Origin of the sequence: uncultured Clostridium sp. (assembly GCF_937920395.1) — a bacterium.
GTDB lineage: Bacteria > Bacillota > Clostridia > Clostridiales > Clostridiaceae > Clostridium_AD.
Genome location: NZ_CALEVF010000224.1, coordinates 12,429 through 34,393 on the forward strand (window position 1 = coordinate 12,429; position 21,965 = coordinate 34,393).

18 protein-coding genes and 1 riboswitch are annotated in these 21,965 nt (G+C 29.6%); of the genes, 14 read left to right on the forward strand and 4 right to left on the reverse strand.

What is annotated here, in order from left to right; genetic code table 11:
- Positions 1-203: 203 nt before the first annotated feature.
- From Q0649_RS14345 to Q0649_RS14360, 4 genes are all read right to left on the reverse strand, one after another.
- A complete protein-coding gene (locus Q0649_RS14345; protein WP_298843410.1) occupies positions 204-1,565 on the reverse strand; it encodes a right-handed parallel beta-helix repeat-containing protein in 1,362 nt (453 codons plus the stop codon).
- Positions 1,566-1,635: 70 nt separating this feature from the next.
- A complete protein-coding gene (locus Q0649_RS14350; protein WP_298843413.1) occupies positions 1,636-2,829 on the reverse strand; it encodes a right-handed parallel beta-helix repeat-containing protein in 1,194 nt (397 codons plus the stop codon).
- A gap of 222 nt (positions 2,830-3,051) precedes the next feature.
- Positions 3,052-4,401, reverse strand: a complete 1,350-nt coding sequence (locus Q0649_RS14355) for a right-handed parallel beta-helix repeat-containing protein (RefSeq protein ID WP_298843416.1) — start codon at positions 4,399-4,401, stop codon at positions 3,052-3,054.
- A 60-nt stretch (positions 4,402-4,461) separates the two neighbouring features.
- On the reverse strand, positions 4,462-5,778 hold the full coding sequence (locus tag Q0649_RS14360; protein ID WP_298843418.1) for a right-handed parallel beta-helix repeat-containing protein: 1,317 nt from the start codon (positions 5,776-5,778) through the stop codon (positions 4,462-4,464).
- Positions 5,779-5,839: 61 nt separating this feature from the next.
- Positions 5,840-5,920: riboswitch (cyclic di-GMP riboswitch) on the reverse strand.
- A 124-nt stretch (positions 5,921-6,044) separates the two neighbouring features.
- On the opposite strand from Q0649_RS14360, the gene rfbD reads away from it, so the two are divergent.
- From rfbD to Q0649_RS14430, 14 genes are all read left to right on the forward strand, one after another.
- Positions 6,045-6,878: a dTDP-4-dehydrorhamnose reductase gene (gene rfbD / locus Q0649_RS14365; RefSeq protein ID WP_298843421.1), complete on the forward strand. Its 834-nt coding sequence runs from the start codon at positions 6,045-6,047 to the stop codon at positions 6,876-6,878.
- A 30-nt stretch (positions 6,879-6,908) separates the two neighbouring features.
- A complete protein-coding gene (locus tag Q0649_RS14370) occupies positions 6,909-7,682 on the forward strand; it encodes a tyrosine-protein phosphatase (protein ID WP_298843424.1) in 774 nt (257 codons plus the stop codon).
- Between the two features lie 556 nt (positions 7,683-8,238).
- Complete coding sequence (locus Q0649_RS14375; RefSeq protein ID WP_298843426.1) at positions 8,239-8,907, forward strand: sugar transferase; 669 nt, start codon at positions 8,239-8,241, stop codon at positions 8,905-8,907.
- A 36-nt stretch (positions 8,908-8,943) separates the two neighbouring features.
- Positions 8,944-9,993: a mannose-1-phosphate guanylyltransferase gene (locus Q0649_RS14380; protein ID WP_298843429.1), complete on the forward strand. Its 1,050-nt coding sequence runs from the start codon at positions 8,944-8,946 to the stop codon at positions 9,991-9,993.
- A gap of 19 nt (positions 9,994-10,012) precedes the next feature.
- Positions 10,013-11,095: a GDP-mannose 4,6-dehydratase gene (gene gmd, locus Q0649_RS14385; protein WP_298843432.1), complete on the forward strand. Its 1,083-nt coding sequence runs from the start codon at positions 10,013-10,015 to the stop codon at positions 11,093-11,095.
- Between the two features lie 35 nt (positions 11,096-11,130).
- On the forward strand, positions 11,131-12,060 hold the full coding sequence (locus tag Q0649_RS14390) for a GDP-L-fucose synthase (RefSeq protein WP_298843434.1): 930 nt from the start codon (positions 11,131-11,133) through the stop codon (positions 12,058-12,060).
- 134 nt (positions 12,061-12,194) lie between these two features.
- On the forward strand, positions 12,195-13,298 hold the full coding sequence (locus Q0649_RS14395) for a glycosyltransferase (RefSeq protein ID WP_298843438.1): 1,104 nt from the start codon (positions 12,195-12,197) through the stop codon (positions 13,296-13,298).
- A 9-nt stretch (positions 13,299-13,307) separates the two neighbouring features.
- Positions 13,308-14,615 carry a polysaccharide pyruvyl transferase family protein gene (locus Q0649_RS14400; RefSeq protein WP_298843442.1) on the forward strand — a complete coding sequence of 436 codons (1,308 nt, stop codon included), beginning with the start codon at positions 13,308-13,310 and terminating at the stop codon, positions 14,613-14,615.
- A 42-nt stretch (positions 14,616-14,657) separates the two neighbouring features.
- Positions 14,658-15,974 (forward strand): hypothetical protein, encoded by a 1,317-nt coding sequence (locus Q0649_RS14405; protein WP_298843445.1) that lies wholly within the window; start codon positions 14,658-14,660, stop codon positions 15,972-15,974.
- A gap of 71 nt (positions 15,975-16,045) precedes the next feature.
- Positions 16,046-17,257 (forward strand): glycosyltransferase, encoded by a 1,212-nt coding sequence (locus Q0649_RS14410; protein ID WP_298843448.1) that lies wholly within the window; start codon positions 16,046-16,048, stop codon positions 17,255-17,257.
- Between the two features lie 30 nt (positions 17,258-17,287).
- Positions 17,288-18,499, forward strand: a complete 1,212-nt coding sequence (locus tag Q0649_RS14415; RefSeq protein ID WP_298843450.1) for a hypothetical protein — start codon at positions 17,288-17,290, stop codon at positions 18,497-18,499.
- The gene (locus Q0649_RS14420) at positions 18,489-19,670 is read left to right on the forward strand and encodes a hypothetical protein (RefSeq protein ID WP_298843452.1); all 1,182 of its coding nucleotides are present in this window, start codon (positions 18,489-18,491) and stop codon (positions 19,668-19,670) included. The genes Q0649_RS14415 and Q0649_RS14420 overlap by 11 nt, the downstream gene beginning before the upstream one ends.
- A gap of 237 nt (positions 19,671-19,907) precedes the next feature.
- Entirely contained in the window at positions 19,908-21,248 is a 1,341-nt protein-coding gene (locus tag Q0649_RS14425) for an oligosaccharide flippase family protein (RefSeq protein ID WP_298843454.1), read from the forward strand.
- A gap of 143 nt (positions 21,249-21,391) precedes the next feature.
- Positions 21,392-21,877, forward strand: a complete 486-nt coding sequence (locus Q0649_RS14430; RefSeq protein WP_298843456.1) for a DapH/DapD/GlmU-related protein — start codon at positions 21,392-21,394, stop codon at positions 21,875-21,877.
- The last annotated feature ends 88 nt before the right edge of the window (positions 21,878-21,965 follow it).

Genomic DNA, 21,965 nt, shown 5'->3' on the forward strand with positions numbered 1-21,965 from the left:
GCCGTCCTGGCAGTCTTACGAGAATTTTATATTGACAAAAGAAGAATTCTAAATGCAATTTCAATAGTTTCTTCGCTTCTTATTGCAAGTCACTTCCGGAGAAAATACGTCTATTTTCTATTTACGACTAAATTAGAAGTAAAAAAATATATATTTACAGCATGTGCAGCCGTCCGGCTGAAAAACTTTTTATGAGGAGCACTTTATTTTTCAATAGTCATCTTGGCATATTCATGTAGTCCAACTTTGTAACCATTTATTATGTTGTTAGCTATAGTGTTATGCTGATTTGTATTAGAGGTTGAATAGATTCCACTTTTATCTATTACTGCATTACTTGAGCTTATCTTGTTATCTTTTATTATTATATATTGAGGTTGAGCTTTACCATTTGAGTCTAGCAATATTCCGTTACCTTTCTCTGGAGCGTTATTATCATTTTCACCATTTGTGTTTTTTATAATGTTATTTGATACAAGGCAATTTGAGCTTCCTGCAGTTATATCAATTCCATTTTTTTGTGAAGATAATATTTTGTTGTAAGTAGCCTTTGTGTTTGATGTGTCATATAGACATATTGCTCCTAGATTGCCGACACCTTTTATTGATTCTTCTACGGTGTTGTTTTTAACAATGTTATTATCGGTTTGCCATATTTCTATTTGATTAAATCTATTGTTTTTAGAAACATTTCCTATAATAGAGTTTCCACTTGTAACTTTCTTGTCTCCGCCATAAATGGTGAGGCCTTCTTGACCATTACCGATACAGGTATTACCACTTGCTACGGAGTTTGTTGTTCCTTTTCCAGTTGTTGAATTAAAACCGAATAGTACTCCTTGACCACCATTATTTTTTAATATATTGTTTGTCACGGAGATTTTAGTTCCATTTAAGCAATAAATATGACCACTTATTTGCTCTTTGTCATAACCACCAAAAACTTTGTCGTTGTCAAAATTATTCTTATTTATTGTTATGTTAGAACTATCGTTATCTATTTTAATTCCATATTGTTTAATTCCAGAGAAATAAGAATTTGAGATATTGCATTTACTACTTGATGATATATTTATTGCTGTATAATAAATTTTATTTGTAAATTTACACTTTGTTACTTTTAGGCCACTCTTTTTATCAACGTTTATTGCAGTAGAGCAATTTTGAAAATCTATACTCTGAAAAGTATCGTTATTTCCTACATTAAATAATGTGTTTTTACCAGAACCTATTAATATAGCTTTGTTTTCTGATGCTAATTTTATTCCATCTGGAAGTTTTACAGTGCCTTGAAGACTATATTTGCCTTCTGGTAAATTTATTGTACTTCCACTTGGATATGAATCCACCATTTTCTGAAATGCTGAGGTTGTATCTGTATTTCCGGTTATATCTAAGGAGTATTTTTTTATATCATCCTTACTTATGTTATGAATTGATAGATTTTTCTTATTATTTTGAATCGATATATCTCTAGTTTTATTAATTACGACAAGTGTCCCTATGAGAAAAATAAAGAAAACTATTATAATAATTAAGACTGTTTTATTTTTTAAAAATTTCATATATTCACCCTTTATCTTTTGTTTAGCACAAAAGGAGATGTTAATCCCCTTTTGTGATTGATACTAGTGGTTACATTCCACAAGTCATTTTAGCGTAAGAATGAAATCCGGATTTATAACCTGTTATAGAGTTACTATCTATTTTGTTATGTTTGTTACTGTTAGAAGTTGAATAGATACCACTTTTATGGATAATACCTATACTTGAGTTAATTTTATTGTTCTTAATTGTTGTATATTTTGGCTGCGATATTCCAGCTGAGTCGAGTAATATTGCATTACCTTTTTCAGGAGAAGTTATATTATTGTTTAGGTTTGTATTTGATATATCATTATCTGCTATAGTGTTATATAAACTTCCAGCAGTTATATCTATACCATTATTTTGAGCAGATACTATTGTATTTCCAGTAACGGTTGTTCCAGTTGTAGTAAACAGACATATTGCACCTAGATTACCAAGACCGGTTATTGACTCTTCTACGGTATTATCACTCACAGTGTTATTATCAGATTGCCATACTTCTATTTGATTATATCTGTTATTTTTAGAGGTATTACCAATAATAGAATTCCCACTTGAGAGTTTTTTTATACCTCCGTAAATAGTTATACCTTCTTGACCATTGCCTATACATGTATTATTACGGGCGATGCAGTTGGTTGTACCTTTACCTTTGGTTGAACTGTAACCAAATATTATTCCTTGGCCACCACTATTTTTCAAAACATTGTTTGTAACGTTTATTTTACTTCCACTTAGGCAGTAAACATGTCCAGCAATCTGTGAATCCTTATATCCACCAAAGGTCTTAGGGTTATCAAAATAATTTTTATCTATAGTAATGTTAGAACTATTGTTATCTATCTTAATTCCATATTTATTTATATTATAAAAATATGAATTAGTGATACTGCAATTACTTGACCCATAAATATCTATTGCAGCATAATTAATGTTGTTTGTGAATCTGCAGTTTGTTATATTAACCCCTTTTACATATAAGGCCCTTATAGCGATAGAACAATTTTGAAATTCTAGTCCCTTTAAAAGGTTATTATTACCTGCTTTGAATAAGGTGTTTTTGCCAGTGCCCTCTATTACAACGTCACTGCCTGCAATTAAACTCATACCATCTTTTAAGGTAACAGTTTTAAATATCTTATATATACCTTTTGGTAATTTAATGACACTGCCTTTTGGATAAGAATCTATCATCTTTTGAAAAGAAGATGAGGTATCCGATGTTCCCGCTTTATCCAAATTATATTTTTGAGTATCTAAGGCAGCAGCTCCATTAGTTAAACTAGATGATGCTGCGGTAGAAGGATTTGATGTTACAGTGTTTGCTTTTGTAGTAGTTACAAAGAAAGTACCAGTTAATAAAGTTGTTAATATTATGGTACCAGCTATACTTTTTCTTATGTTATTGTTTATTATGTCAATTCACTCCTCTTATGTCGGTGGGAGGGTGTAATAGTTTATTTATTTTCCGCAAGTTGCTAGGGCATACCAGTGGACTCCATATTGATAACCATTTATTTCGTTGCTATTTATAATGTTATGATGATTAGTATTTGAAGTTGAATAAACACCACTTTTGGCAATAATTCCATTACTTGAGCTGATAGTATTATTTACAATTGTTATATAACCCGGATCAGCTACTCCGTTCCAGTCAAGTAATATTCCATTGCCTTTCTCAGGGGTGTTAACAAAATTTTGCCTATTTGTATCAGCTATAAAATTGTCTGATACGTTGCAATTTGAGCTCCCAGCAATTATTGCTATCCCATTGCTTTGAGAAGATAATATGTTGTTATTCGTAACAGTTGTGCCAGTAGTACCAAAAAGGCAAATCGATCCCAAACTTCCACGACCAAATATTGATTCTTCTACTGTATTGCCATGAACTGTATTATTATCAGATTGCCATATCTCTATTTGATTAAATCTGTTATTTATAGATGTATTGTTTATAATAGAGTTTCCATTAGAAACTTTCTTACTTCCGCCGTAGGTAGTAATACCTTCTTGACCATTACCTAAACATTGATTGTTATTTGCGACGGAACTTGTTGTACCTTTTCCAGTTGTTGAATTATAACCAAATATAATACCTTGCCCACCGCTATTTTTTATAATATTGTTTGATACTGTTATTCTAGTTCCGTTTAGGCAATAAACATGTCCACTGATCTGTTCTACGTTATATCCATCAAAAACTGATGGGTTATCAAAACTGTTGTTATCAATTGTAATATCAGAGCTATCACTATCAATTAAAACTCCATATTTGTGTATATTGTAGAAATATGAATTTGTAATTTTTGAATCGTGACTTCCAAAGAAATTAATTGCGACGTAACTAATGTTATTCGTAAATCGGCAATTTGTTATATTAAATACCGTTTTTTGAAAAACACTTATAGCAGTTGCACAGTTTTGAAACTCTATACTCTCGAAACTATTATCATTACCTGTGGAAAATAAAGTGTTAGAACCTATCCCTTTAATTATAACATTATTAGAGGCGATGATATGTAAATTATCCTTTAATTTAACAACGTTCGACAATTTATACGTACCAGCTGGTAATTGAATAAAACTACCACTTGGCAATGAATCTATCATTTGTTGAAAAGAAGTCGAGGTATCTGTTAACCCTGTTATATCTAATTTATAAGTTGTAGCATCTATTATAGTAGGATCACTTGTTGATTCTGATATACTAGTTGAAGGCGTAAGAGCAAGAGTCGACCCAGTAGGTGCAAAGGGACCAACAGTTGATAAGAAGATTAATATTATAAGAGTAGTAATACTCTTTTTCATCATAGGTTTAAGCGTAGTAAATCACTCCTCGATTTTTATTTGGTTTAAATATTATTAATATTATTATTTTTGACAAGTTGCTAGAGAATACCAGTGGACTCCATATTTGTAACCTTTGGTTACTGTGCCTCTGATTATATTATGATGATTTTTATTAGAAGTTGAGTAGAGTGCACTTTTAGCTATAGTCCCTTTACTTGATGTGATTTTATTATTGACCATTGTTATATATTGAGGATCAGCTACTCCATTCCAATCAAGTAATATACCATTGCCTTTTTCAGGTGTTTTAACATTATTTTTTCTATTTGTATTAGTTATAGTGTTAACTGATACGTTGCATCTTGAAGTTCCTGCAAGTATTGCTATACCATTACTTTGAGAGGATAATACCTTGTTACCAGTAACACTTGAATTGTTTGTGGCAAAAAGGCAGATTGCTCCTAAATTCCCAGTACCGGCCACTGATTCTTCAACAGTGTTATTTCTAACAATGTTATTATTGGATTGCCATATTTCTATTTGATTAAATCTATTATTTTTACAGGTATTGCCTATGACGGAATTTCCACTAGTGACTTTCTTACTGCCACCATAGACAGTTATGCCTTCCTGACCATTGCCTATAGATTGATTATTGGTTGCTGTAGAAGCAGTTACACCTTTTCCAGTTGAGGAATTGTAAGCAAATATTAAACCTTGACCACCACTGTTTCTCAAAATATTGTTGGTTACTGTTATTTTAGTTCCACTTAAACAATAAATATGACCGCCTATTTGCTCGTATTTATAACCACCATAAACTTTATTATTAGTAAAATTATTTTTATCTATTTTAATATTTGAACTATTATCATCTATTAAAATCCCATATTTACGAATATCATTGAAGTATGAAGTAGTAACAGAGCTAGAAGTACTTCCATAAAAGTTAATTGCAGCATAACTTATGTTGTTTGTAAATTTGCAGTTTGTTACACTTAGTCCTTTTTTTAGAAAAACATTTATAGCTGTAGCACAATTTTGAAAATTTATGCCTTGAAAACTATTAGAATTACCAGTGGAAAATAAAGTGTTATTTCCGGTACCAATAATTGTAACGTCGCTGGATGCTATTAATTTCATACCATCTTTTAATTTAACGGAATTTGAAAACTTATATATACCTTTTGGTAATTTTAGTGTAGAGCCATTTGGATAAAGACTTATCATTTTTTGAAACTGTAGGGATGTATCTGATTTTCCTGCTATATTCAGATTATAAGTCTTAGCAGATATTGTAGTAGTACTACTTGTTTTAGATGTACTAGTGGTTGGCGTAAGAGCTGAAGCAGACCTAGTATTTAGAATTGGATTAACAGTTGATAAGGTAATTAACACGATTAATATTGTAATAGTTTTATTTACATTGTTCTTAAAGATAATAAATCACTCCTCTTATTTTGGTGGCTAGGCTACCATACTTTCGTAAGGCCCTATGGCTTTGCGTCCTTACTTTTCAGCAAGTTTGCTATTTACTATAAAAGTTTATAAATATAATATATTAACTTATCGTAAATAATCTTTTATTCTTTAGAATTTCCTTAATTAATTATTAAAGTAAGGTATAATTTATATAGAAATAAGCTTTAAAGGGAGAAATAAATATGAAGATATTAATCACAGGGTCTAATGGTCAACTTGGTAGAGAATTAGCTAAACAATACAAAGATAAAAAAAGTGTCGAGCTAATACTTACAAAAAGTTCAAATCTAGATATATCGGATATTAATGCAGTATATAAATTTGTAAATGAAAATAAACCAGATGTAATTATAAATTGCGCTGCACTTACAGCTGTAGATAAGTGTGAGAGTGAAATAGACACTGCTTATAAGATAAATGCAATAGGACCTAAAAACTTAGCGATAGCAGCAAATGAAATTGGCGCAGAAATCGTACAAGTTTCAACAGATTATGTGTTTAGTGGTAATATAGATAAGTCACTTACGGAATTTGATAAAATAGATCCTCAAACTATTTATGGAAAAACAAAGCTTGAAGGAGAGAGGTTAGTTAGAAGCCTCAATCCTAAACATTACATAGTTAGAACTGCATGGCTTTATGGAGATGGAACTAATTTTGTAAATACTATGATAAAATTAAGTGAAACTAATAATACATTAAAAGTAGTTAATGATCAAAAGGGGACACCTACAAGTACTATCGATTTAGCTAGAGTTATAATAAAACTTGTAGAGGATAAAAACTATGGAATTTTTCATTGTACTTGCAAAGGTGAATGTACGTGGTATGATTTCACTAAAGAAATATTTAGAATTAAAGGTATAAAAACAAAGGTTTTACCTTGTACTTCAGAGGAATTTAAAAGACCAGCAAAAAGGCCACAATACTCAGTGCTTAGAAATTATATGTTAGAACTTACAACAGGGGATATAACTAGAACTTGGCAAGAAGCAATTTACGAATATTTAAAATAATTTAGAACAAATTAATTAGGGGGTGCTAGAATGATAAATATAGATATTCATAGTCATATACTGCCGGGGATAGATGATGGTTCAAAAAGTATGGAAATGAGCATTCAGATGTTAAAGATGGCAGAGGCAAAAGGAACTAAAACAATAGTAGCAACTCCACATTACATGAAAAGTGTATATGAAAATTATTATGATGATGTCTCTTTAGTGCATCAGCAGTTAAAGCTTGCAGCAGCTTCTGCGGGAGTAAATATAGAAATACTTTTAGGACAAGAAATAATGCTAGACAAATATTCACTAAAGTTGTGCAAGGAGAAAAAGCTAAGAGGGATAAATGGGACAAACTATCTGCTTATTGAATTTCCTATGGAGAAATTGCCAAAGGATGCTATAGATTTAATTTATGAACTTAGGGTTGCTGGTATTAAACCTATAGTTGCACATCCAGAAAGATATGACTATATAAATAAAACACCAACAGTTATAAATGACTTCATCGAAGAGGGTTGTCTTTTCCAAATTAATACTGGGAGTTTGGAAGGTTTATTTGGGAAAAAAGTTCAAAGCTGTGCCAAGATGCTAGTGGAAGAGAGACTAGCAAATTTCATAGCGTCAGATGCACATACATTAAATAAAAGATGTCCAGGACTACTAGAAGGAGTGCATGTAGCTAAAACATTAGATAAAGGATTTGAAAGAAGGGTATCTCATAATTTAGAACTGTTATTAAAAAATGAAGATGTAGAAATAGAAAATCAGAAAATAGCAAAAAAGAAAAACATATTCAATTTCTTTAAAGGGTAATAGAACTGTGGTTATGGTAATTAGAAAAAATGTATGATTTGTAATCAATGAATTATATGTATATTATATTAAAAAGATAAAATTTGTTTATTCATTATTTGAATTAGCAAATTTTATTTTTTTATTTTCCCCTATTTTTCGATAAAAACCGAGGAAAATACAAAAATTCACAGTGTTAAATGATATAAAATTAATTAGTAAAAAATAATTAAACTTTTCCATATAAATTATAAAAATGAATTGTATGGAAACATATTATGTCGATATATGTCTAATCATAAAGGGCATATATAATAATTCAAAACCAATAGACATATTATGAATAATTTTAATTTTGTATAACAATCAATACATTGGAAAATTTTTGTATATATAAGTATATATACAATTATATTACAAGATTAAGCATTTGCAATAAAAATTACTAAGTTATATACTAAGTTATATACTAGGTTAATAGTATGTACATAAATTTAATAAAACTTTGTAATTGTGTAAAAATAACAAAACAATGTAAAATTGAGGAAGGATTTGAAGAATAAAGGGGGGTACATAAATGCAACAGTTGGAACAAAATTCTGGATTAACACAAGTGGATATTGCTTGTGAATATGATAAAAACATAGGATATTTTATTATAAAAAGAATAATTGATATTATAGGTTCTTTATGTGGAATTCTAGTATTGAGTCCAGTGATGATAATTGTTAGCATTTGGATTAAATTAGACTCTAAGGGGCCAGTTTTTTTTGCTCAAAATAGAATTGGAAAAGATGGTCTATCATTTAAAATGTATAAATTTAGATCCATGTGTATGGATGCAGAATGTCTTTTGGACAAACTTAGGTGTGAAAATGAAATGTCAGGACCTATGTTTAAAATAAAAGAAGACCCAAGGATAACTAATATTGGCAGATTTATAAGGAAAACAAGCATAGATGAATTACCGCAATTATTTAATATATTAAAGGGTGAAATGGCGATTGTAGGTCCAAGACCAAGTCTTCCTAAAGAAGTAGATCAGTTTACACCATTTCAAAAAAGAAGGTTAATTGCAAAGCCTGGTTTAACTTGTTATTGGCAAGTAAGAGGAAGAAGCAATATTGGGTTTGAGGAGTGGATGAAAATGGATGTTGAGTACTTAGGGGATAGAAGCACTTTGGTTGATTTGGGACTTATACTTAAGACTATTGGAGTACTATTTGGGGATGAAGGTGCTAGGTAAGATTCGAGTATTTACAAATCGTTGGGGGGATACATAATGTTATGTGCATTAATAATGGCAGGTGGTAAAGGAACTAGATTTTGGCCTTTGTCTACAGAAGAAAAACCAAAACAATTTTTGAAGCTTGTAGGCGACGATACAATGATTCAAATGAGTGTAAAAAGATTAGAAAAACTTATTCCTATAGAAAGAATATTTATAGTCACAGGTATGCGATATATGGGTTTAATTAAGGAACAGTTACCGAATTTACCTTTTAAAAATATTATTGTAGAGCCTGTAGGAAAAAATACAGCACCATGCATTGCTCTGTCTGCATTTCATATTAATAAAATATATGAAGATGCTACAATAGCAGTATTACCATCAGATCATCTTATAAAAGATGAAGATAACTTTTTGGAAGTGTTAGATTCTGCAAATGAATTTATTGAGAAAAATAACGAGGCAATAGTAACAATAGGTATGAAACCAGATAGACCTGAAACGGGTTATGGGTATATAAATTATGGCGATATGAATTGCGATATAAATGGATGCGAGGTGCGAGAGGTTAAAGGGTTTGTAGAAAAACCTGATTTACATAAGGCTAAGGAGTATCTGGAAAATGGAAACTATCTTTGGAATGGTGGTATGTTTATTTGGAAGGCTGCCAATATTTTAAGACTTACAGAACAGTACCTTACAAATACATTTCAAGTGTTAAGTGAAATAGCAGCAACAAGTGATGAAGATTATAATAAAGTATTAATAGAAAAATATAATAATGTGGATAGCATATCTGTAGATTTTGGGATTATGGAGAAAGCAAAAGATATATATGTTATTCCGGGGGATTTTGGATGGGATGATGTTGGAAGCTGGGCAGCTGTTGGAAGATATAGAGAAAAAGATAGCTTTAACAATGTTTCTATGGGTAATGTGAAAAACTTTGATGGTAGCAATAATATAATTATTAGTAACGGTAAACCTATAGTAATATCAGGACTTCAAGATATATTTGTTGTTGAGTCGGATGACATGATATTTGTTGGTAAAAAAGATGGTATAGAAAATATAAGAGAACTTAAAAATCAAATTAGTTAATATAAAGGGGAGTATACATATGAAAAAGGCATTAATAACAGGAATAACTGGACAAGATGGATCTTACTTAACAGAATTTTTATTGGCAAAGGGTTATGAAGTACATGGAATAAAAAGAAGAGCAAGTTCTTTTAATACAAAGAGAATAGATTATTTATTTGAAGATCCAGAAATAGGGAATAAAACACTATTTCTTCATTATGGAGATTTAACGGATTCAAGTAATTTAAATAGAATAATAGAAAAAGTTAGACCAGATGAAATATACAATCTAGGTGCTCAAAGTCATGTTCAAGTTTCTTTTGAGGTGCCTGAATATACTGCGGATACAGATGGTATGGGAACCCTTAGAATACTAGATGCTATAAAAGAAAGTGGATTAAAATGTAAATTTTATCAAGCATCGACTTCAGAACTTTTTGGAGGATTACCGGGTACTGCACCACAAAGTGAAAAAACACCTTTTTATCCAAAGAGCCCTTATGGAGTAGCAAAATTATACTCTTATTGGATAACTGTGAACTACAGAGAATCATATGATTTGTTTGCATGTAACGGGATATTATTTAATCATGAATCTCCAAGGCGTGGGGAGACTTTTGTTACTAGAAAAATAACAAGAGCAGTTGCTAGTATTATGGCAGGAAAACAAGAGAAATTGTCCCTCGGTAACATGGATGCAAAAAGAGATTGGGGTTTTGCAGGAGATTATGTAGAAGCTATGTGGTTATTGCTGCAACAAGATAAACCACAAGACTATGTCATTGCCACAAATGAGACTCATACTGTTAGGGAGTTTGTAGAATTATCATTTAAAGAAATTGGTATAGATATAGAGTGGAAAGGTACAGGATCAGATGAAAAAGGATACAATAAAGCAACTAAGAAATTGTTAGTTGATATAAATCCAATATATTTTAGACCAGCAGAAGTTGAGTTACTTTGGGGAGATTCTACAAAGGCTGAAACAGAACTTAAATGGGAAAGAAAAGTTAGTTTTAAACAATTAGTTAAAATGATGGTAGATGGTGATATGAGAGAAATAGCTGGAATAAGTTCAGACGAATTCATTGCTAAGGCAGAAGCAGCTATAACAAAATAACGGAAATGACTACAATTAAGTGAGGAAGTGTTATTATGAATAAAAATAGTAGAATTTATGTAGCTGGACATAGAGGTCTTGTAGGTTCAGCTATAGTTCGAAACTTAAAAGAAAAAGGATATACAAATATAATAGGAAAAACACATAATGAATTAGATTTAATGAGTCAGAAGGATGTTAGAAGTTTCTTTGAAACAGAAAAACCAGAATACGTTTTTCAAGCTGCAGCAAAAGTTGGCGGAATTGGAGCTAATAGTTCGTATCCAGCTGATTTTATATATGAAAATATGGAAATGCAAAATAATATTATAAAGGCAGCACATGATTTCAAAGTAAAAAAACTTTTATTTCTAGGAAGTTCTTGTATATATCCTAAAAATTGTCCTCAGCCAATTAAAGAGGAATATTTACTATCAGGATATCTTGAACCAACAAATGAAGGTTATGCAATAGCTAAAATTGCAGGACTTAAAATGTGCCAGTTTTTTAAAAGGGAGTATGGTGATAATTTTATAAGTTGTATGCCAACTAATCTTTATGGACCTAACGATAATTTTGACTTGAATAACTCACATGTTATGCCAGCACTCATTAGAAAGTTTCATGAAGCTAAAGTTACCAATAGTCCTTTTGTAGAGATATGGGGAAGTGGAAAACCACTTAGAGAATTTTTGTATGTAGATGATATGGCAGATGCTTGTGTTTATTTAATGGAGAATTATGATGGTGAAGAGCATGTAAATGTTGGTACTGGCAAAGAACTTACTATAAGAGAACTAGCAGAGATGGTCAAAAAAGTAGTTGGATTCAATGGTGAGTTAAAGTTTAATACAGAAAAACCTGATGGAACTATGAGAAAACTACTAGATGTAAGCAAGCTTGAAAAGACAGGATGGAAGTATAAGGTTAAACTTGAAGATGGTGTTAAAATGGAATATGAGTGGTTTGAAAATAAGTGTAAATAAGGATAGTCCAGGTATACTTTATTAGGATTTTTAATAGTACTGTAAATTTTTTTGCAAAGTATATTGTATAAGTAATTTGATTTTGAGATAAGTTAGTTTGAATTAGCATGAGTTGGATAAGGTGGTAAGTGTATATGGAAGTGTTAGTATTGAGTACTAAAAAGAAGCTCAAAGTCCTTCACATTGTAGAAGCAATGGGTGGAGGTGTGTTTAGTTATATTGTTGGTTTAACAAACAATATGTGTGATGAATTTGAAGTAACAATTGCTTATGCATTAAGATCACAAACCCCAAAAGATTTTGATACATATTTTGATAAAAGAATAAAGTTAATTAAAGTTAAGAATTTCACCCGGAATATTTCATTAAAGAACGATGCAAAGGCATTTTTTGAAATTAAAAAAATTTATAAAGAAATTCAGCCAGATGTAGTTCATCTTCATTCCTCTAAGGCGGGTATTTTGGGAAGATTTGCAATAAATGGTAAAAAAGTAAAAATGTTTTATACACCTCATGGTTATGCTTTTTTAAAAGAAGATGATTCAGTCTTAAAAAGGAATGTTTATAAGTTTTTTGAATGGACAGCTGCAAAAAGAATGTGTACCACAATTGCCTGCAGTAAGGGCGAATATGAGCCTACACTTAGATTGACTAAAAATGCTACTTATATTAATAACGGTATTAATATTAATGAGTTTGATGGAGTAAAGAGATATGGTAGTTCTCAAAATGAAGGCTTGAAAATCTGTACCGTTGGCCGTATATGTTTTCAGAAGAATCCAGAACTTTTTAATAAAATTGCAGAGGCTTTTCCCAATATCTCTTTTACCTGGATAGGTGGTGGTGAAATGAAAGATAAACTCACAAATTCTAATATTGAGATAACAGGTTGGGTAGATAAGAAGACAGCATTAGAAATTATGAGTCGGTCCAATATATTTTTGCTCCCATCATTGTGGGAGGGACTTCCAATATCATTGCTAGAGGCAATGTATCTAAAGAAAATTTGTATTGTAAGCAATGTGATTGGAAATAAAGATGTTATAAGACATGGTGAAAATGGATTTGTGGCAAATAAATTAAATGAGTATGTGGAAATTATAAATAAACTACAGCAAGAAAAGTATGATATTGATAGAATACAAAAGAATTGCTTTGAAGATGTGCTAAATGAATATAATATGTCTAATATGGCAAAGAGATATGAACAAGTTTATAAAACTAAAATTATAATGTAGAGGTGAGCTATGAAAAAATACATAATTATACCTTCGTGTTCAGATTTGAACAGAGGTGATCAAGCTTTAGTTTGGGAAACAAAAAGAATTGGTGAAGATTGTGGGTTTATTGGCGATTATTTTCTAACAACTGAAAGAAATGAGCCAGTTAATCAGAGTAAAGAGCATGGGATAAACATTATTTCACTTATTTTAGAACATCCATCTAGAATATCACATAATAAGAAAAATAATATCAATTATAATATGAGCTTAAAAATTAGATGGGGTATAGTAGCTTTTTTTGACCTGATTAGTAGTTTTTTTTATTTGAATTCATTTACTAGAAAAATTGCATCAATATTTTGTGATGCTGAAAAGAAAAAAGCATTGAAGATAATGGAAGAATCTGAAGCTTTCTTTGTTAAGGGTGGTGGTCTGATTCATTCATATGGTGGGCTTACTGCAACGTACTCTATATATTTTTCATTATACCATATCATGTTGGCTTGTTCTTTGAAAAAATCTGTTTACATTATGCCAAATTCATTTGGACCATTTGAAGGACCTTTTGTTAAGTCTTTAGTTAGGTTAGTTTTGAAGAAATGCACGTTTGTTTCATCAAGGGAAACATATTCGCAAATGATGGTAGAAAATAAACTTGGGTTAAAGATTGATAATTATCCTGATCTTGCATTTTACTTAGAAAATGCAGTTCTAAATAAAAAAGAAGTATTTGAAGAATATAACTTGCCATTCGATAAAAAATTGGTTGCAATAACAATGAGACCTCATAGATTTCCAAAATCTAAGACTCCTAAAGAAGATTATATGGTATTTAAAGAGGAGATGGCCCTATTTATGAGATGGCTTTATAATAGTGGGTTTATGCCGGTTGTTATTGAACATACTTTAGCGGTTAATAGCCATGAAAATGATGGAGCATGTATTAAGGATGTTATTTCAATGTTGAATGAAAATGAGTATAGATTGATTTCTAACAAAAATTATAATTGCTATCAACTTAAAAGCATATATGGTTACTGCAACTATATTATTGGAACTAGATTCCACTCTGTTATTTTTTCGTTAGCGAATTGTGTTCCTGGCATAGCTATTACTTACGCAGGAAATAAGGGACAGGGAATTATGCATGATATAGGTCTTGATAATCTATCAATATCTATTGAAAATGTTAAATGTAATATTTTGAAAGAAAAGTTTGAATATATTTTAGATAATGAAGAAGAAATCATAATAAAAATAGTTGATTATAATAAGGCCGCTTTGAAAGAAAGGGATTCTCTTATTAGAAAAATTCAGGAATGTACTAAATAATTTTTATTCAGGTACATATAAAATTAGGAAGAGAGGATATCTATGCATAATGAGAAACTGCTAGTCGTAACACGGAATGCTTGGAATGAAAGTAGTAACACTGGTAACACGACATCTAATTTTTTTAATTTTTGGAATAAGGATGACGTTGCAAATGTGTATTGCAGATTGGAAAAGATTGAGAATACTGTTTGCAAAAAATATTTTCGAATTACAGAGAATGATTTAGTGAAAAAAATATTGAAAAAAGTACCAGTAGGGAAAAAAATTATTTTTGATGATTTTGAGGAGATGAATTCTTCTAAAAATGAAACACAGGATATTATAAGTCAGAAGAAAATATATAATTTTTTCGTTAAAAATAGATGGATAATATTCTTGTGGGCAAGAGAAATCCTATGGAAACTTGGTGGATGGAAAACAAAAGAGTTAGAAAAATTTATATTAGAATTTAACCCTGATATTATATATATGCCTTTATATGATTGTATTTATATGCATGATATTTTTAGATGGATACACAGTAAAACAAATGCTAAAGTTGTGTTATTTACAGGTGATGATACTTATACTCTGAAGCAATTTTCTTTGTCACCATTCTATTGGATTAATCGCTTTATTTACAGGAGTTCTGTGAGGAAAATAATGAAAATAACAGATTTGTTTTATGTTATTTCGAATCCTCAAAAAAAAGAATATGAGAAAATATTTAAACGTGAGTGCAAATTGCTCTTTAAAGGTGGAAAATTTGAAGGAAATATAGATGTAAAAAAAGAATATAATATTCCACTTAAATTAGTTTATGCAGGGAATATTAGCTCGGGTCGATGGAAAACCTTAGCGAATATAGGGCAAGCGATTAGTCAAATTAATGGAAAAGAAACAAAAATGGTGTTAGATTTATATACATTAACACCTAAAACAAAAAAAATGTTAAAAGCTTTAAATATAGAAAATGCTATTAAGTTGATTCCCCCTGCATCAAATCAAGAAATAAAGGAAGCTTTAAAAAATGCGGATATTTTAGTTCACGTTGATTCATTTAATTTAAAAGATAAATTGTATTGGCGTCTTTCTTTTTCTACAAAAATAGTTGATTACTTGGCAAGTGCAAGGTGCATATTTGCAGTAGGACCTAAAGATGTAGCATCTATGGATTATTTTATTAAAAATGATGCGGCAATTGTTTCTACAAATCAAGAAGAAATTTATAGCCAACTTGAAAAGATAGTATCATCTAAGGATATTTTAGAAGAATATGCGATTAAAGCTTGGAAATGTGGTAAGAAAAATCATCAAATTAAAGAAATCCAGAATAGAATTAAATGCGATTTTGAAGAAATTTTACGAAAGAAATAATATATGAATTGAATTGTACTTTCATTTATTAGTTATTATATATAAATTTAGAAATAGAAGGATGGTAATCTATGAGGGTTGTACATATTAATGAAACTTGTGGAACGGGTAGTATAGGAAGATTAGCAAAAGAATTATCACAAGAACTTGTTAAACGAGGTTATGATTCAATTATAGCATATTCAACTTTAAGTATAGGTTTTAATAAAACTTATAAGATTGGTGGAACAATTGGTAAAAAAGTACACTCTCTACTATCTAGGATTACAGGTAAACAAGGATACTATTCAAAACATTCGACTAAAAAATTTATATCATATTTAAAAGAAGTGAAACCTGATATTGTTCATATTCACAATTTACATTCAAATTATATTAATCTTAAGATATTGTTTACATATCTAGGGAAGAATGATATAGCGACAGTGATTACTCTTCATGATTGCTGGATGTTTACTGGAAAATGCACTTATTATGTACCTGCTAACTGTAAAAAATGGCAGCAGGAATGTGGGTCTTGCCCATTGCTATATATAGATAATATTAATAAAACATACCTTTTTGATAGAACAAGAAAAATGTTTAATGATAAAAAGAAGTTGGTATATGATTTAAAAAAACTTACGGTTGTTGGTGTTTCAAAATGGGTATCTAATGAAGCTAAAAAATCTTTTTTATCTACTAAAAACATAGTACCAATTTATAATTGGATTGATATGAATAACTTTAAACCTAGTAATACTGATAAATTACGGTATGATTTAGGAATCGAGAACAAGTTTATTATTTTAGGAGTTAGTGTTTCATGGAGTAAACATAAAGGACTTAATGATTTTTTACATTTAGCAGCTATGTTAGATGAGAATTACTCCATTATATTGGTGGGTAAATTCATTTCAAGTATGGAATTACCTAAAAATATTATACATATAGAACATACAAATGATATTAAGGAATTGGCAAACTATTATTCAATGGCGGATGTGTTTATTAATCCTTCCCAATATGAAACTTTTGGTATGACTACGGCGGAAGCATTAAGTTGCGGAACACCAGTTATTGTTTATAATAACACAGCTTCACCAGAGTTGGTTGGAGAGAATTGTGGTTGTGTGGTTGAAGAACATCTAGGAATTGATGGAATTATTCATGCTGTGAATATTATTAAAAATAAATCAAAAGCGAATTATGCTGATTCATGTTTAAGCTATGCAAAAATACATTTTTCAAAAGAGGTAAATTCAGAAAAATACATACAATTGTATAAATCTTTACTGATGTAAGGATTAAATGGATTAATGAGGAGATATATTGTGAGTAAAAAAATAACTAAAATTATAGAATTTCTAGTAGTTCTATTTATGATTCTTGGATCTAAAACAGTTTATTTTGGAGTTATAAATAGAAATAGTACAGAATATGCATTAATAATTCTTTGTATAATTCTCATTTTTTCGAGTGGCAGAAAAATTGAACGAAACACATGGATTTCATTTGTTTCCCTATTTTACGTTTTAATGATTGTAACAGCATTACACTTTTCTGATATAAATACAGATTACATTAAGCAAGTATTTGGTTTGGGTTTATTATTTTTTGAAATGGCTATAGTTGTTACTTGTATTGATAGAAAGGTATATATTAAATACTATATTAACATTATGGTTGTAATTTCAATAATAAGTATAGTATGCTTATTGATCGCAGTTAATTATACGCAGATTGTTTATCGCATCGCTGATACAGTCCTATCTGGCAAAAATATTTTTATAATTTCACCTTATTATACATGGGGGTGGAATTCTACTGTTTTTCTGAGAAATTCAGGCCCATTTTGGGAACCTGGTGCATTTCAAGGCTTCATTTTTATTGCATTACTTATGTTGTTGTTTTACAAGAATACGATAAAAATGTATAAAATAAAATTCTTAATATTAGTTGTGACCTTTCTTACAACACAATCTACTACTGGCTATATGATTTTAGGAATTATGTGTTTGGGTTTTGGGAGTGATGTATTAAAGCTTTTATCAGGCAAGGACAAGGGAGATATACCATCAGCACCTAAAGTGTTGTGGCCAATTGTTATGATAGGTGGTATTCTTTGCATTTATTTAATTATGAGTTCAGGTGTAATTAAAAATAAATTTATGAGTGATAATGTTTCTATGGTTACAAGAAATAATGATGTAACTTCTAGTTTGAAGATTCTTTTCGAAAAACCTATATTGGGTTATGGTTATGGAACGGCTAAACTAGAGAGAGAAAATTATCTTGGTATTTTAAATAATTCAGCTGGATTATTATCTATGATGTATACATATGGGATTATCTTTGCTATTGTATATATTTATAGATATAAGCAGGGACTTGATAGCATGTTCCCTTTTGATAATAAAATAAAACGCTTATGTTTATACACTATTTTTATCGTGGTTTTTTTGTCAGAAGGTCTTTATTGGTTGCCTGCATTTGGTATATTTTTATATAAATGGCCTGATTCCAATTGTAACATTGAAATGTAGAACTAATGAAAGGAAAAGTGAAATTATCATGAAGCAACATATCACTTATATTGGATTTTATGATCAATTAATAAATAATACTGAGGAAAGAAAATATTCTTTGGCAGCTACAAAAAAAATGGATTATGTATGTGATGCTATAAATGAATTAGGACTATCAGTTCGAATAATATCTCCGGCTTGGTCCAAATCTAGCAAGTTGAAATATGTTAAAACGAGAAAGGTAGAAGTTACTCAAGATAAAGAGTTGATTTTATGTCCTACTTGGGGATCAAAAAACAAAATTACCAGATTTTTAAGAATTATTTATAGTTTAATATGGCTTACTAAATGGTTGTTAATTAATGTTAGGGAAAACGAAAATATTATTGTTTATCATGAACCTTGGTTAGCAATTCCTATATTGGTGTCTAGATTATTCAAAAAATATAACCTAATTCTTGAAATAGAAGATTATTATCAAGAAGTTTGGAAGACCAATTTCATTTTTAGAAAGGCAGAAAAAATAATTTTTAGTAAGTGTGATGAATGCTTGTTGGTTTCTGAAGTTTTAAAAGAACAGTTAAATAAACCAGAGGGTATAGTATCATATGGGAGCTATACTATATGCACTAATTATAAAAAAAATATTGATCGTCGTAATATTAAACTTGTGTTTACTGGGGGCATAGAAAAAATTCGTGGTGGTGCCTATTTAGCGGTAGAAACTATGAAGTATCTCCCTTATAATTATTCATTGATTATATCTGGACCAAGTGGAGTCGAGGATAAAGAGGATATTATTGCTGCTATAAGAGTAATAAATGATATTTTGGGGAGAACAGCTTGTAAGTATGTTGGATGCTTAGCAGATGATAAGTATGAAGAATTACTTTTGAATTCAGATATTGGACTAAATACTCAAAAGGATGGTGATTATGGTAGTTATATATTCCCATCAAAGATTATAACTTATTTATCCCATAATCTACGTGTTGTAAGTACTAAGGGAATCAGTATAGTTAAGTCTCAAGTAAGTGAGCTTATTAGATTTGCTGAAGGATATAATCCGGAGAGTGTAGCGAAAGCCATTATGAGTATTGACCTAACAGATGTGTATGAAAGCATTCCTAAGTTAGAGCAATTGGATAACGAGTTTAAACAGAAATTAGGAAGAATTATAGTACAATAAAAATCAATATTGAGATAATAATATATAAACTTATTAAAATACTAAATAATGTTAAAATGAATAATGAATCATTAGCTAAAGTTTTCTGTACAGTTAAATAACTAACATAACTTTTATATTTAAAAATATTTAAGTTGATTAAGTGTTTTAAGTGAAAGCTAGGTGGTTGATTAGCAAAAGAGTAGAACAGATTTAAAGTGGTATATTCAGAATTATAATTAAATAGGAGCGATTTCAATGCAAAAAATAAGCAGGTTTAAAAAAAATAGAGATAGTAATATTAAGTCTAATATAATAATAAGCTTCATTTTTAAATTTTTAGGGTTGGGATTAAGCTTTTTTCTTGTACCACTTACAATCGGATATTTAAATAATGAACAATATGGTATATGGATGACGTTACTTTCAATTATTTCATGGGTGTCATTTAGTGATATTGGATTAGGAAATGGATTGAGAAATAAACTAACAGAATCTTTAGCAAAAAATGAATTGGAAAATTCGCGTGAATATATATCAACAGCGTACTTTGCAATGAGTATTATTGTTTTTGTTTTACTAGTAGTGTTAGTAGGTATAGTTCCATTTCTTAATTGGCAAAATATTTTTAATACAAGGTCTATTTCTAATGGTAGATTGATTAATTTAGTAATTGTTATACTTGTGTTTTTTCTTGGTAATTTTATTTTGTCTTTATACAATCAACTTTATTATGCAAAACAGCAAGCATCTATGACAGGAATTGGGCAGTTAGTTATAAATATAATATCAATAGTAAATGTTTTGATTTTAAAAAAAATATCTAATGGAAACATAATTTATTTAGGGTTTAGTTATGGAATATCTATGATAATACCAAGTATTTTCCTTACTTATTTGTTCTTTAAGACTAATAATGAACTAAAGCCAGCATTTAAATATGTAAAGCTAAATAAGTTTAAAGATATAATTGGTTTAGGAGTTAAATTTTTTATAATACAAATTGCATACGTTATATATTTTAGTACTAATAATGTAATTATAGCTCAAGTAAGTGGACCTAGTGAAGTTACAAGTTATAATGTTGTATTCAAACTTTTTAGCATAGTTACTATAGGATTTACATTATTGGTTACGCCATTGTGGTCAGCATATACTGAAGCTTATTCAAAAGGTGATATAAAGTGGATAAGAAGTACATTAAATAAAATGATTATATTACTGATCCCGATTGCTTTAATGCTTGTCTTTATGACGATATTCTCTAACAATATATTTAAAATATGGTTGGGGAGTAGTAATGTTAAAATTGGTAATTTGTTAGTTATCACAATGGCAATAAGTACATTTATAACAGTGTGGAGTAATGTGTTTGTTTATTTACTAAATGGTATTAATGAAGTGAATTTACAAATGTATAATTCTTTAGTTATTGCTGTTATTAATATACCTTTATGTATTTATTTTTCAAAGAATCTGAATATGGGATCTGCAGGTGTTATGATAGGACAAATATGTACTATGGTTCCATTTAGTATAATTATGACTTTGAAAACTTATTCAGTACTAAATAAAAAAGAGCAAGAACTAGGGATGTGATTATTATTATAATTTATAAATGTTTTAGAAAACTATACTTGTTAATATTAAAAAGTAAACTAAAATTAAAATTAAAATTGATCAAATCTAAGTGTTACATAAAAGATGATTTAATAATTTCTGAAGATACTCAGATTAGTAATATGACTAATTGTAAAAAAAGTATTAATATAGGGTTTAAGTGCTATGTTGTAGGTACATTGTTAGCTTATCCTATTGGAGGAAATATAACTATTGGAGATAACTGTTACATAGGAGATCATACAAGAATATTCTCAATGGAACGTATAACAATAGGAAATGATGTTTTAATAGCTCATAATGTTAATATATTAGATACAAACAGTCATTCAGTAGAATATAAATTTAGAAAACAGGAACTACAATATACGATAGAACATGGTGAGCCTAAGGATAACATATTCCAAAGAAAGACATGCCCAATAGTAATTGGTGATGGGGTTTGGATAGGATTAAACAGTATTATTTTAAAGGGAGTAAATATTGGTAAATGTTCAATAGTGGCAGCTGGTAGTGTTGTGACAAAGAATGTTCCACCATATACGGTGGTTGCGGGTAATCCAGCAAGAGTTGTAAAAACTTTGGAAAAGACAACAAGTCGTGTGTAATTTAATTTTTAAATGCAATTTATAGAAAGTATTTTATTAATTATTTTAGTTATAATTAATATGAAATCAATAACTTCTGAAAGTATTG

Coding starts and splice junctions, on each gene's coding strand:
- Q0649_RS14375 (WP_298843426.1), top strand. CDS start 8,239: ATGCAACAGTTGGAACAAAATTCTGGATTAACACAAGTGGATATTGCT.
- Q0649_RS14380 (WP_298843429.1), top strand. CDS start 8,944: ATGTTATGTGCATTAATAATGGCAGGTGGTAAAGGAACTAGATTTTGG.
- Q0649_RS14425 (WP_298843454.1), top strand. CDS start 19,908: ATGCAAAAAATAAGCAGGTTTAAAAAAAATAGAGATAGTAATATTAAG.
- Q0649_RS14395 (WP_298843438.1), top strand. CDS start 12,195: ATGGAAGTGTTAGTATTGAGTACTAAAAAGAAGCTCAAAGTCCTTCAC.
- Q0649_RS14390 (WP_298843434.1), top strand. CDS start 11,131: ATGAATAAAAATAGTAGAATTTATGTAGCTGGACATAGAGGTCTTGTA.
- gmd (WP_298843432.1), top strand. CDS start 10,013: ATGAAAAAGGCATTAATAACAGGAATAACTGGACAAGATGGATCTTAC.
- Q0649_RS14405 (WP_298843445.1), top strand. CDS start 14,658: ATGCATAATGAGAAACTGCTAGTCGTAACACGGAATGCTTGGAATGAA.
- Q0649_RS14345 (WP_298843410.1), bottom strand. CDS start 1,565: ATGAAATTTTTAAAAAATAAAACAGTCTTAATTATTATAATAGTTTTC.
- Q0649_RS14370 (WP_298843424.1), top strand. CDS start 6,909: ATGATAAATATAGATATTCATAGTCATATACTGCCGGGGATAGATGAT.
- Q0649_RS14400 (WP_298843442.1), top strand. CDS start 13,308: ATGAAAAAATACATAATTATACCTTCGTGTTCAGATTTGAACAGAGGT.
- Q0649_RS14410 (WP_298843448.1), top strand. CDS start 16,046: ATGAGGGTTGTACATATTAATGAAACTTGTGGAACGGGTAGTATAGGA.
- Q0649_RS14355 (WP_298843416.1), bottom strand. CDS start 4,401: ATGATGAAAAAGAGTATTACTACTCTTATAATATTAATCTTCTTATCA.
- rfbD (WP_298843421.1), top strand. CDS start 6,045: ATGAAGATATTAATCACAGGGTCTAATGGTCAACTTGGTAGAGAATTA.
- Q0649_RS14430 (WP_298843456.1), top strand. CDS start 21,392: ATGACTAATTGTAAAAAAAGTATTAATATAGGGTTTAAGTGCTATGTT.